Annotated in this window: 11 protein-coding genes; 7 read left to right on the forward strand and 4 right to left on the reverse strand. The window is 69.6% G+C overall.

The features are described 5' to 3' along the window. Positions 1-8: 8 nt before the first annotated feature. Entirely contained in the window at positions 9-1211 is a 1203-nt protein-coding gene (locus AC1RIF_RS17920) for a cysteine desulfurase-like protein (RefSeq protein WP_492602696.1), read from the reverse strand. A gap of 136 nt (positions 1212-1347) precedes the next feature. Between AC1RIF_RS17920 and AC1RIF_RS17925 the strand changes: the two genes are divergently transcribed. The 4 genes from AC1RIF_RS17925 (at position 1348) to glfT1 (ending at position 4611) form a co-directional block, all read left to right on the forward strand. Continuing rightward, positions 1348-1920 carry a bacterial proteasome activator family protein gene (locus AC1RIF_RS17925; protein WP_492602697.1) on the forward strand — a complete coding sequence of 191 codons (573 nt, stop codon included), beginning with the start codon at positions 1348-1350 and terminating at the stop codon, positions 1918-1920. 67 nt (positions 1921-1987) lie between these two features. Further along, the gene (wzm, locus tag AC1RIF_RS17930) at positions 1988-2869 is read left to right on the forward strand and encodes a galactan export ABC transporter permease subunit Wzm/RfbD (RefSeq protein ID WP_492602698.1); all 882 of its coding nucleotides are present in this window, start codon (positions 1988-1990) and stop codon (positions 2867-2869) included. A gap of 12 nt (positions 2870-2881) precedes the next feature. After that, the gene (gene wzt / locus AC1RIF_RS17935) at positions 2882-3703 is read left to right on the forward strand and encodes a galactan export ABC transporter ATP-binding subunit Wzt/RfbE (RefSeq protein ID WP_492602699.1); all 822 of its coding nucleotides are present in this window, start codon (positions 2882-2884) and stop codon (positions 3701-3703) included. Beyond that, positions 3700-4611 carry a galactofuranosyltransferase GlfT1 gene (gene glfT1, locus AC1RIF_RS17940; RefSeq protein WP_492602700.1) on the forward strand — a complete coding sequence of 304 codons (912 nt, stop codon included), beginning with the start codon at positions 3700-3702 and terminating at the stop codon, positions 4609-4611. The genes wzt and glfT1 overlap by 4 nt, the downstream gene beginning before the upstream one ends. Here glfT1 and AC1RIF_RS17945 read toward each other — a convergent pair whose 3' ends face one another. Next, positions 4612-5247 (reverse strand): hypothetical protein, encoded by a 636-nt coding sequence (locus AC1RIF_RS17945; RefSeq protein WP_492602701.1) that lies wholly within the window; start codon positions 5245-5247, stop codon positions 4612-4614. Between the two features lie 161 nt (positions 5248-5408). Between AC1RIF_RS17945 and AC1RIF_RS17950 the strand changes: the two genes are divergently transcribed. Then, positions 5409-6269, forward strand: a complete 861-nt coding sequence (locus tag AC1RIF_RS17950; protein ID WP_492602777.1) for a class I SAM-dependent methyltransferase — start codon at positions 5409-5411, stop codon at positions 6267-6269. A 12-nt stretch (positions 6270-6281) separates the two neighbouring features. Here the strand turns inward: AC1RIF_RS17950 and AC1RIF_RS17955 are convergent, their stop codons facing one another. After that, positions 6282-8132, reverse strand: coding sequence for a glycosyltransferase (locus tag AC1RIF_RS17955; protein WP_492602702.1), 1851 nt, complete (start codon positions 8130-8132; stop codon positions 6282-6284). A 66-nt stretch (positions 8133-8198) separates the two neighbouring features. Further along, positions 8199-8975 (reverse strand): glycosyltransferase, encoded by a 777-nt coding sequence (locus AC1RIF_RS17960; RefSeq protein ID WP_492602703.1) that lies wholly within the window; start codon positions 8973-8975, stop codon positions 8199-8201. A gap of 117 nt (positions 8976-9092) precedes the next feature. Here AC1RIF_RS17960 and AC1RIF_RS17965 point away from each other — a divergent pair, with 117 nt between their 5' ends. Together AC1RIF_RS17965 and AC1RIF_RS17970 are read left to right on the forward strand one after the other, a co-directional pair. Then, positions 9093-11294: a putative glycosyltransferase family protein gene (locus AC1RIF_RS17965; protein WP_492602704.1), complete on the forward strand. Its 2202-nt coding sequence runs from the start codon at positions 9093-9095 to the stop codon at positions 11292-11294. Between the two features lie 72 nt (positions 11295-11366). Further along, on the forward strand, positions 11367-12242 hold the full coding sequence (locus tag AC1RIF_RS17970; RefSeq protein ID WP_492602705.1) for a hypothetical protein: 876 nt from the start codon (positions 11367-11369) through the stop codon (positions 12240-12242). The last annotated feature ends 2 nt before the right edge of the window (positions 12243-12244 follow it).

Raw genomic sequence — 12244 nt, forward strand, 5'->3', positions numbered from 1 at the left:
GGGCCCGGTCAGCCCAGCGTCCCCAGGTGCTTGACGAGCTGGTTGATCTCGTAACGGGTGGTGTACGGCGCCAGGCCCACCGTGATGGCGCCGCCCTCGTCGTTGACACCCAGCGCGTCGAGCAGGCGGCTGCCGCACTGCAGGCCGCTGAGGGTGGCGATCCGGTTGTCGGCGAGGTGCGCGGCCACCTTGTCGGCCGGCACCCCGGCGACGGTGAAACTGAGCGTGGGCACCCGGATCGGTGACCGGCCGATGACCGTCACCTGCGGCAGTGCATCGAGCGAACGGATGAGGTACTCGAACAGCTGGTCGTGGTAGGCCTGCAGCGAGCTGATGGACGTCTCGAGCCGCTCCCGGCGGGTGCCGGTCGCGGTCTCCTCGAGCCCGGCCATGAAGTCGATCGACGTGGTCAGCCCGGCCAGCAGCGCGAACTGGTGGCCGCCGACCTCCATGCGTTCGGCACCGCGCGCGTACGGGTTGAGCGAGACCGCGGGGATCCGGTCGAGCAGCGTCGGATCCCGGAACACCAGGGCACCGACCTGCGGGCCACCCCACGACGGCGCGCTGACCGCGACGACGTCGGCGCCGAGGTCGTTGATGTCGATGTGTGCGTAGGGCGCGGCCCCGACGGCGTCGACGACGAGCAGTCCGCCCACTTCGTGGATGCGGTCCGCGGCCGCCCGGACGGCGGGCGCGGATCCGACGATCGGGGACGCCGCGGTGAGCGCCATCAGACGCGTCGTCGGCTGCACCAGTTCCGCGAACTGCCAGCTCGGCAGCTCGCACGTCTCGATCTCCACCTCGGCCCACCGGACCTGCGCGCCGTACCGGCTCGCGACGCGCAGCCACGGCGCGACGTTCGCCTCCTCGTCGAGACGGGACAGCACCAGCCCCGTGCCGAGCCCCAACCGGGAGCTGAGCGACTCCGCCAGCCAGGCCAGCAGCACCGCACGGTCGGCACCGAGCACGACACCCGCGGGATCGCCGCCGACCAGGTCCGCGACGGCCTCGCGTGCGGCCGCGACGATGGCGGCGCTGCGGCGCGACGAGACGTGCCGGCCGGACGCCGACGACGCCGATGCGCGGAACGCCGTCGAAACGGTGCGGGAGACCGCGTCGGGGATCTGCATTCCGGCCTGCGGGTCGAGGTGGACCCATCCATCGCCCAGTGACGGGATCAGTCCCCGTACCCGGGCAACGTCGTAAGCCATGACGGACACTCTAAGTCCCGTTGTCAACATCGTGTGATTCAGATCCGGCTTTTCGGAACGTGCTCTAGCACACGACACTTCCGACACCGTCGACGTGCCCTCGGCAAACAGGCACCGAAACGTACAAGATGGAGCCATGACGCAACCGGAGAACGAACGTGTGCTCGTGATCGGACCCGACGGCCATCCCGTTCCGGTGTCCGTGGCCGCGAACCGCGCCGACGGAGCCGCCGACGACACCTCGGGCCAGAGCGACCAGGACGCGCTCACCGACATGGTGGAGCAGCCGGCGAAGGTCATGCGCATCGGCACGATGATCAAACAGTTGCTCGAGGAGGTGCGCGCCGCACCGCTCGACGACGCCAGCCGCACCCGGCTCAAGGAGATCCACAAGTCGTCGGTGCGCGAGCTCGAGCAGGGCCTGGCCCCCGAACTGCGCGAGGAGCTCGAGCGGCTGACGCTGCCGTTCAACGACGATTCCGTGCCCACCGACGCGGAGCTGCGGATCGCGCAGGCCCAGCTGGTCGGCTGGCTCGAGGGCCTGTTCCACGGCATCCAGACCGCGCTGTTCGCGCAGCAGATGGCGGCCCGCGCGCAGCTCGAGCAGATGCGTCAGGGCGCGCTCCCGCCCGGGATGAGCATGGGGCCGCAGCACCGCATGCAGGGCCCGGACGAGCATCCGCAGGGCGGGACCGGGCAGTACCTGTAACCCACGCCGGCGCACATCGAGTGCGCCGAAACCGGCAACTCCACCGCGAACGGTAGGCTCGGAACCCGTGTCAGCAGCAGCCTTGGATCACGAGCCGGCGTCCGACGCCGAGACCCCCGCCCCGATGTCCGATTCGCAGACGTTCCGTCGTGCGTTCCAGGACCTGCGGGAGGGGTTCGCGCAGCGTGAGCTGTGGCTCAACCTGGGCTGGCAGGACATCAAGCAGCGGTACCGCCGGTCGGTGATCGGTCCGTTCTGGATCACGATCGCCACCGGCGTGCAGGCCACCGCGATGGGCATCCTGTACTCCGCGCTGCTGGGGATGCCGCTCCAGACGTTCCTTCCGTACGTCACCGTCGGCCTGATCGTGTGGAACATGATCAGTGCGTCGATCCTCGAGGGCTCCGATGTGTTCATCGCCAACGAGGGCCTGATCAAGCAGCTGCCGTCGCCGCTGAGCGTGCACATCTACCGGCTGGTGTGGCGACAACTGCTGTTCTTCGGCCACAACCTGCTGATCTACGTGATCATGGTGTTCGCCTTCGGGGTGTGGCGGCACATGAGCTGGACGTCGCTGGCGGCGATCCCCGCGCTGGCTCTGATCGTTCTCAACGCGCTCTGGGTGTCGATCGTGTTCGGCATCTTCGCGACCCGCTACCGGGACATCGCCCAGATCCTGGGAAGCCTGACGCTGCTGCTGTTCGTGCTCACCCCGATCTTCTGGTCCACCGACGCCCTCGCGGCGCAGGGCGGTGACGTGGCCAACCGCGCGAAGATCGCCGAGCTCAACCCGCTGTTCCACTTCCTCGACATCGTCCGGGCCCCGATGATCGGCCAGGATCAGCAGGCCTACCACTGGTACATCGTGCTGGGCTTCACCGTCGTCGGCTGGACTGTCGCACTGTTCGCGTTGCGCAAGTACCGGGCCCGCGTGGCCTACTGGGTGTAGGGGGCCACTGACATGACCAGCAATGTGAGCATCGAGACCCGCGAGGCGTGCGTCGATTTCCCGATCTTCGACGCCAAGTCGCGGTCGCTGAAGAAGGCGTTCCTCGGCAAGGCCGGCGGCTCGATCGGACGCAACGACTCCGACGTCGTGGTGGTCGAGGCCCTGCGCAACATCACGATGTCGCTCAAGGAGGGCGACCGCGTCGGGCTGGTCGGGCACAACGGCGCCGGCAAGTCGACGCTGCTGCGCCTGCTGTCGGGCATCTACGAGCCCACCCGCGGCAGCGCCCGCGTCCGTGGCCGCGTCGCGCCGGTCTTCGACCTGGGTGTCGGCATGGATCCGGAGATCTCCGGCTACGAGAACATCATCATCCGCGGTCTGTTCCTGGGGCAGACGCGTAAGCAGATGCTCGCGAAGATGGACGAGATCGCCGAGTTCACCGAGCTGGGCGAGTATCTGAACATGCCGCTGCGCACGTACTCGACCGGCATGCGGGTCCGTGTCGCGATGGGCGTGGTCACCAGCATCGACCCCGAGATCCTGCTGCTCGACGAGGGCATCGGCGCGGTCGACGCCGAGTTCATGAAGAAGGCGCGGATCCGGCTGCAGAAGCTGGTGGAACGCTCCGGCATCCTCGTCTTCGCGAGCCACTCCAACGAGTTCCTGGCGCAGTTGTGCGACAGCGCGATGTGGATCGACCACGGGCAGATCCGCATGCACGGCGAGATCGAGGACGTCGTCCGCGCGTACGAGGGCGACGACGCAGCCGACCACGTCCACCAGGTGATCGCCGACATGAAGCGAGAACAGGCCGAGGAAGAGAAGGCCTCGTGACCGAGCGCATCGGTGACACGGCGACCGAGAAGATCGTGGGCGTCGTCGTCACCCACAAGCGACGCGAGTTGCTCGCCCAGTCGCTGAAGGTGCTCGCCGGCCAGTCCCGTCCGCTCGATCACCTCGTGGTGGTCGACAACGCCGACGAGGCCGACGTCCGTGCGCTGGTCGAGAGCGCCGACGTCCCCACCACCTATCTGGGGTCCAAGCACAACCTCGGCGGTGCCGGCGGCTTCGCGCTCGGCATGCTCTACGCGCTGTCGCTGGGCGCCGACTGGGTGTGGCTGGCCGACGACGACGGCCGCCCCGAGGGCCCCGACGTCCTCGCGACACTGCTCGACTGCGCGCAGCGCCACGGTCTGGCCGAGGTGTCCCCCGTCGTGTGCGACATCGACGAGCCGGACCGGCTCGCGTTCCCGCTGCGCCGCGGCGTGGAATGGAAACGTCTGCGGTCGGAACTCGGCGACGAGGAGCTGCTGCCCGGCATCGCGTCGCTGTTCAACGGCGCGCTGTTCTCGGCGGCCGCGATCGACGCCGTCGGCGTGCCGGACCTGCGCCTGTTCGTGCGCGGCGACGAGGTGGAGGTGCACCGCCGTCTGGTCCGCTCCGGGCTGCCGTTCGGCACGTGCCTGCAGACCGCGTACGTGCATCCCAACGGCGCCGACGAGTTCAAGCCGATCCTCGGCGGCCGGATGCACACGCAGTATCCGGACAACGAGACGAAGCGCTTCTTCACGTACCGCAACCGCGGCTACCTGATGTCGCAGCCGGGCATGCGCAAGCTGCTGCCGCAGGAGTACGCGCGGTTCGGCTGGTACTTCCTCGTCACCCGCCGCGATCCCAAGGGCTTCGTCGAGTGGATGCGCCTGCGCGGGCTGGGACGCCGGGAGCGCTTCGAAAGGCCCTGATCACGAGTGGCTGCGGTCCCATCCGAGGCTGCGGCAGTACTGATCCCAATAGTCCCGTGACGGGCGCTCGGGCGCCGCGTTCGGGTCGATCGGCACCATGTCCACGAGCGTGATGGCCCCGTATCGGCCGTCCGGCAGATAGCAGGCCACCATTCCCTGGGTGGCTTCCACCTGGGCCTGGATCTCGTCGACGGCGGCGCCGCACGGCCTCGGCACCTTCGGTGCGCGCGCTGCCTCGGCCTCGGCGGCCCTGATCTGCTCCCACGCCTCGGGTGGCAGCGGCTCCTCCAGCCGATCCTTGGGGATTCCGGTGGTCGGGTCCAAGGGCGCGACGGCCGGCCGGGGGTCATCGACCCGATCGTCGACCGGCGGCCACCACTCGGGCCCGGGAACCTCGAGCCCCGCGGCGGCCCGCTCCTCGGTTTCCCGGTCGAGCCGCGCGACGACGTCACACGGCAGGGCCGACGCATCGTCGCGCGAGTCGGCCACGAGGTGCACGGCCTCGGGTGTCGCCGGAACGCCGCCGTCGCCGTCCTCGCGCAGAGTTCCCGAGAGTCCGGCTGCCGCGACGACAACACACGCGGCGCCGACGGCGACCGTTCGTCGATGTTCGGCAGATCTCCGCGATTCGACCATGACCGATAAGACCACAGCTCCCGGACGCGATTCGGGCTTTCGCGAATGGGGTGTGGGTCACCCTCTGCCTCACCCCGGCAGGACCGGGCGCCGCCCTGCGAGACGGGGGCGATGCTGGCAGCATGGGGACGAACTCGACGTTCACGTGGGAGGGTCCGCGCATGCTCGATCGGTTCAAGAAGTCGTCCCGGCTCAAACTGCAACGGGCCGTCGCGGAGGTGCTCCGCGACTCGGACCGTCAGGCCCGGATCGAGCACGAGAACCGGCACGATCAGTTGCTGGCGGAGCTCGCCGCGAACAACGGTGAGATGAAACGTGTGCTGCACGAACTCGCGGAGGCGCGCGGGCAGGTAGCGTCGGTGACCGAGCGCCTCGAGGAACTCGAACAGCGCGCCCGACGCGACATCTCGCATGCGCTCGACATCCAGGCCACCGCGGAGAGCGCCCAGTTCGTGCTCGAACACATGCCCAAGGCACCGGTGTTCTGGCATCCCCACGACACGCTGCGATACGGACTCGAGGTGGTCAAGGTCGACGGGCTGGCACTCGAGTTCGGCGTCGCCGGTGGCACGACCCTGAAGATCATCAGCGAGGCGCTGCACCCGACGGGGCACGAGGTGTGGGGCTTCGATGTGTGGACGGGGCTGCCCGAGGCGTGGCGCACCGGATTTCCGGCCGGCGAGTTCGCACAGGAGGACGTGCCGTCGGTGCCCGGCGCGCAGCTGGTGTCGGGACTGTTCGAGGACAGTCTGCCCGGCTTCCTCGCCGACCATCCCGGCCCGGTCGCCTTCGCACACCTCGACGCCGACCTGTACTCGTCCACCCGCACGGTCCTCGAACTGCTCGCCGATCGGCTGGTGCCGGGCACGGTGCTGGTGTTCGACGAGTACTTCAACTACCCCGGCTGGCAGAACCACGAGCACCGCGCGTGGAGCGAGTTCGCCACCCGCGCGGGACTCGAGTTCGACTACCTCGCGTACACCGCCAACCACGAACAGGTCGTGGTCCGGCTGCGCGAATGATCCTGCCGTGGATCACTTTCCGTACAGCCGCGCCCAGTTCTCCCGGCTCGTCAGCTGCGGGAACTCGCGTCGGTACGCCTCCGCGACACTGGGCGCGTCGGCGCGGAACCGCTTCATCACGCCGAGCAGGCGTCCGGTCATCTCGGCCGCCAGTTCGCGGTCGAACCGCCGTTCCCGGACCCCGGACTGCGACGCGTCGGTCACGAACACGTGCGCGAACCTGCCCACGTGCCACCACTGGGCATCCTCGAACGAGACCGTCACCGGCCCCGGCTCGAGCCGTCCACGGGCCTGCCACAGCGCGCGCTTCGCGAGGACCATGTCCTCGCGGTGCGCCTTCGGCGGCGGATCGGCCCGCCGCACCGGCACGATCGGCAGCTCCGACGCGGGACGGGTCACCGTCTCCGGGAAACGCTTTCGTTCGGCGTTGACCGAGGCCAGCGCTGCCTGCCCGCCATCCGCCAACGCGCCGGGGCCCTCGAGGAAGCCCTCGAGAGCGCGCAGCTGGGTGTGCGCGAGGCCGTACTGCATGCTGACGATCGACCGGGAGATGTCGCGCGCGAGGTTCTTCGCCAGCGCGGACGGCGCGAAGCCGGGGTCGAGGGCCGCGGTGATCAGGCCGTTGCGGGTGCTGAAGTAGTGCGCGAAGCCGTCGACGTCCTTCCAGTAGAAGTCCGCGTGCCACACCGCGGCACCGGGCAGCGTGATCGTCGGGATGCCGGCCCGGCCCGCACGCAGGCTGAACTCGACGTCGTCCCACTGGAAGAACACGGGCAGCGGCAGCCCGACCCGGCGCAGCGCCTCGGCCGGGATCAAGCAGGACCACCAGCCGTTGTACTGGGCATCGACGCGGCGCTCCGGCAGTTCCTCGAGCACGTTGTAGTTGTGCTCGCTGTACTTGTCCGGCGCCAGCCCGCGCCGCAACGTCGCCAGGTCCACCCGCTCGGCCGTGGCCAGCAGGTAGTTGGGGTTGTAGAGGAACAGCATCTCGGCGCCGATCAGGGCCGGGGTGACCGTGCAGTTCGCGAACGCGCTCAGCCGCAGCACCGTCTCCGGCTCGCACAGGATGTCGTCGTCCATCAGGATGACGTCGGTGTCGTCGCCGGACGCGGACGCCTCGAACAGTCCGCGGGTGAAGCCGCCGGCGCCACCGAGATTCGGCTGACGCAGGTACCGCAGACGATCCCCGAACGCTGGCGCGACCTGCTGGAACAGTTCGCGGTCCTGCACCGGGTCGGTGCCCTGGTCCACCACGTACACCGTTTCGAGCCGATCGACGACGGTCGTGTCGGACGCCAGCGCCGCCACCGTCTTCGCGCAGTCGTCGGCGCGGTTGAACGTGCAGATCGCCACCGCGACCGGGCGCGGCGGCCCGACGGCCTCGACGCTCCACTCGATCTGGTCGAACGTCACCTCGGCGTCGAGCGCCTCGAACTCGAGCCACAGCGAACCGCCGTCGACGAACTGGTCGAGGGCGCTGGCCAGCGTGACGATGCCCTGGCCGTCGGCGGTGGTCGCGGAGACGATGCGGCGATGGCCACCGATGTCCGACGCGACCAGGAGCACCCGGCACGACGTGGTGGACAGGACGCGGACACTGACGGCGACCTCACGGACGGCGGTCCAGCGCTGCCAGTAGCTGGCCGGGAACCGTCCGAAGAAGGTGTTGGTGTTGGCGCGGGCGCCGGCGTGCAGGCTCAGCGAGAAGCGATCACGGGTGGATTCGCCCTTCTCGACCACGGCATACAGTTCCTCGTTCGCGACCGGCGAGGTGCCGGCGAACAGGGTGCGCTGCGCCACGAGGCGAGGGGTCAGCCCGCCGTCGGAGGCGGTACGGGTCTCGGACGAGTCAGCTGAATCCACACCCGGCAGGGTATCGCGACACGGCACACCGACGCGCGCCGCACCCGACCTGACCGGCCGGTACGGTCAGGCGGCCGCGAAGGCCGCCGAGCGCAGCGAGTCCTTGCGCCGGCGCAACGTCAACAGGCCCTTCGCCATCTGCACGACGTCGCCGACCGAGATGCGGCTGGCGTGCGCGCGATGCTCGTCGCTGAGCCGGATCGGCACCTCCACCGGCCGGATCCCGGCGGATTCGACGGCGTAGTCGAGTTCGGTGGTGAACAGGAAGCCCGGCTCCGTCAGGTGCGGGGCCAGCGCCCGCAGCAGGTCCCCGTCCACGACGAACGTGCCTTGGGGATCACCGGTGCGGGTCCCGAGGATGGTGCGGCGCAGCAACGCGAACCCGCGGGTCATCACCGCACGGGCCAGGCCGCGGTCGACGACCGACTCGGGGTGCGCCTTGGAACCGATCACCACGGCCGGCGCCCGGCCGGTCTCGCGGGCGATCCGGTCCGCACCGTCGACGTCGTCGAAACCGAACGGCAGGTCGTCCGCCGTCAGCAACACCCGCGTTCCCCGTGATGCGAGCGCGCCGGCCCGCAGCGCGTTGCCCATGCCCTTGTCGCTCTGCATCGGCACGAACACGACCCCGTCGGCGTCCCATCCGGCGGCCAGCTCGGCGCAGATCGCGGCCGTGGTGTCGGTGGACCCGTTCTCCACGACGATGATCTCGACGGCCTGGCCGTCGAAACGCTCGGCGAACCGGCGCACCGTGGTCGCCAGGACATCGGCCGAATTGTGCGCCGGGATCACGACGGACAGGTCGTATCCCCCGCCGACGCCGCCTCCGGAGCTCGTCTCCACCCGATGACCTCCGACCTACTCGATTTTCCTCGACTACATTGCGAACCGCGCGGAATATTACGCTCCGACGACAGGGATGCTGCCGCCGCGCAATCCGTCCGACGACGAAAGCCCGCCGTGAATTCTGATCTGCCGCTGCTCAAACGTGTGACACCACCGATCCTGCTCGCCGCGCTCGTGGCGATCGTCGCGGCGATCCCGCTGCTGTCGAACCGGTGGTTCTACTACTGGGACGACAGCGCGGCGGCGTTCGCTCCCGGCTGGCACACCATCGGCGAACGGCTCCTCGACGGGTCGTGGCCGACCCTGTTCCCGGAGATGTGGGCGGGCGGGAACATCACCGCCGAGGCGCTGTACGGCACCTACAACCCGGTCCTGCTCGCCGAGGCCGCGCTGGTCGCGCTGGTGCCGAACCTCGCGATCGGCATGACGCTCGTGAAGATGCAGTTCCTGGCGCTCCTCGCGGTCGGCGTCTACGTGCTCGCCCGGCAGTACGGCGCGTCCCGGTCGATGGCGTTCGTCGCCGGCTTCGCGATGCCGTTCGCCGGATACACCCTGTACTTCGACGCCTCGACGTGGGCGTCGGGCCTGATCGCGTTCGCGTGGATCCCGCACGTGTGGTGGTCGACGCGGGCGAGCGCGGCGGGCCGGGTCAATCCGCTGGTGCCGATCGTGTTCGGTTTCCTGGCGATGACGACCGGCAACCCGTACGGCGCGGTCGCGGTCGCGGTCGTCTACCTCGCGGTGATCGCCGAGTGCGTCGCGCGGAACCGCGCACAGGACACCGAACGCCCTTTCCCGGGGATCCGGTCGCTGATCGTGAGCGGCGTCGCGATCGTGATGATGTCGCTGATCGTGTACCTGCCGCTCGTGTTCACCACCGGCGTCTCGGTGCGCACCCAGACCGGCATCCGCAACGACGACGCCCTGCGCCCCGGCCTCGGGGATCTGATCAACGCGTCGGCGCTGTCGAACCGGCCGTACGGGCCGATCTTCGAATCGGCCGCCGCCACCGTCCCGCTCGTCTACCTGGCCTGGTTCCTGGTGCCGCTCGCGCCGTGGATCCGATGGGGGTCGCTGCGGCGCCTCGGCCGCAGCACCGTCTCGCTGGCCGTGTTCGGCGGCATCTACCTGATCCTTCTGCTCGGCCCGTCGAACCTGTGGCTGTTCCGCTGGCCCGCGCGCCTCATCGAGTACGGGCAGTTGCCGGTCATCGTCATCGCCGCCGTCGCGCTGTCCGCCGGGCTGGCGCGTGACCGGTGGAAGCTGCGCCTCGGCATCACCGCGGGGCTGATCGTCGCTCAGTTCTACCTGTCGTGGGCCGAGATCCCCGAGGACATCGGGATCCACCTCGCGGCCCTGGCGATCACCGTCGCGCTGACCGCGCTCGCGCTCGTCGTGTCGTTCCGCAAGCCCCGCCTGCTCGCGGGCGCGCTCGTCGCCGGCACGGTCGTGGCGCTGGCCGCGCAGACCAACCTGTGGTTCACCGGCAACTACAACGTCACCCCGTGGAAGTTCCCGCGCCAGGAGGCATTTCTCGACGAGCACTTCGAGAAGCGTTATCCCGGCACGACGTTCGTGATCGCGGACCGCGAGAACATCGACCCCGACGACCCCACCGGCCAGTGGGGCGACGTGCTGTTCGGCAGCCTGTACCAGCCCGCCGGGGTGGAGGCCGTCAACAACTACGCCGGCATCAGCTTCAACTCGTTCGTCGACGACCTGTGCATCAACTACTACGGCGGCGTCCCCTGCGGCGACGGCGTCGGCCGCCTGCTCGCCGAGTCGCCCGGCACCGGCGTGCCGTGGCTCGACGCGATGCGGATCGACACCGTCGTCGTGCAGAACAGCGGACCCTACGGCGGGCCACACGCGCTCGACGCGCTGCCCGCAGCCGAGTGGGACGTTCGCGTCGACCACGGCGTCACCATCGGCACGCGCACCGCGCCGCACCAGTGGCCCGACGGCCGACTGTCCGCGACCACGCCGGGGCTCGACATCACCGGCGACACCGCCTCCACCGACACGCACGAGACCGTCACATACACCGGTTCGGGCACAGCCACGTTCGCGCTCCTCGCCTGGCCCGGATGGACGGCCTCGGTGGACGGCAACCCGGTCGACATCACCGAGAGCCCCGGCGGACTGCTGCAGGTGCAACTGCCCGACAGCGGCGGCGCAGAGTCCACGCTGACCCTCCGATTCACGCCACCCGGAAGCGGTCTCGGCTGGGGCCTCGCGGGCGCCGGACTGGTTCTCGCTCTCGGACAGGGGGTGTGGTTCGCGGTGCGGCGGCGGAAGGTGCAGGCGGCCGTCTAGGGAAGTCGAAGCCGAGAACGGGTCCGCAACAGAACCCGGCCGCGCCCGCGTGGCGCGTGGGATCATGGTGAGGTGAGCTCCAGGGGCACGGCCGCTGCCTGGGCCGAGCAGCAGGTCGGCTCGGTCCGCGACGATCCGGCGGGCCGGATCGCCCTGATGCAGCGCTGCTACTACGGCCCGTACGGCGAGGCTCCTCGCCATATGCCGTTCCGTCGGGCCGCGATGTCGTTCATGCAGTGGCAGCTGCGTCGAGGTCTGCTGCAACCCGCGTCCAGCGACCGCCCCGGCAGTCCGTGGTGGCGCGCGGTGAACGAGCGCATCCTGCGCGACGGGTGCGAGGCAGTAGCGCTGAGCGGAGACCTGTCCGGGCCGACATCGTCTCGGACGGTGGACTTCTGGATGTCGTTCGCCGACTACCCGACCGCTCGGGCCTGGTATCGGGCGCACAACGGGAGCGTCGTCGCCGCCTATCTCGCGCACCACGACCTGGCCGAGGCGGAGAACGAGGCCGAACGCTTCTTCATGAACGTCGTGCTCTGCCGGGTGCTGTACGCCCACGCCCTCGTCGCGGCCCCCAGGATCGCACTCGGATGGCTCCGGCCGCTCGCCCCACTCCTCGGCGACCCGAGACTGGGTATGGCCGGGATCTTCGTGCAGTTGTCTCGGGTGCTCCCGGACGAGTACCCCCTCAGCGAGGGCGCCCGGTACTACCTCGCCGACGAACACGGATTCGGCCGGATCCTGGACTACGGGGTGATAGTCCCGAGGTTCCAGCAGCTGTACGAGTGGTCAGCCCACGAACTCGCAGCACCGGGCCTGCTGGACTGCATCCGCGACGGAGCCCTCACCTACGCATGGCCGTTCGACGATCGCGACGTCTGGCAGCCGCCGAAGTCGTTCATCGTCCGGACGGCCCGGCGCGCGCTCCCGCCCGAACGACTTCCCTGACA

The organism is Prescottella sp. GW823-FHT02E09 (assembly GCF_058797375.1).

Coding starts and splice junctions, on each gene's coding strand:
- AC1RIF_RS17945 (WP_492602701.1), bottom strand. CDS start 5,247: ATGGTCGAATCGCGGAGATCTGCCGAACATCGACGAACGGTCGCCGTC.
- AC1RIF_RS17920 (WP_492602696.1), bottom strand. CDS start 1,211: ATGGCTTACGACGTTGCCCGGGTACGGGGACTGATCCCGTCACTGGGC.
- wzt (WP_492602699.1), top strand. CDS start 2,882: ATGACCAGCAATGTGAGCATCGAGACCCGCGAGGCGTGCGTCGATTTC.
- AC1RIF_RS17950 (WP_492602777.1), top strand. CDS start 5,409: ATGCTCGATCGGTTCAAGAAGTCGTCCCGGCTCAAACTGCAACGGGCC.
- AC1RIF_RS17925 (WP_492602697.1), top strand. CDS start 1,348: ATGACGCAACCGGAGAACGAACGTGTGCTCGTGATCGGACCCGACGGC.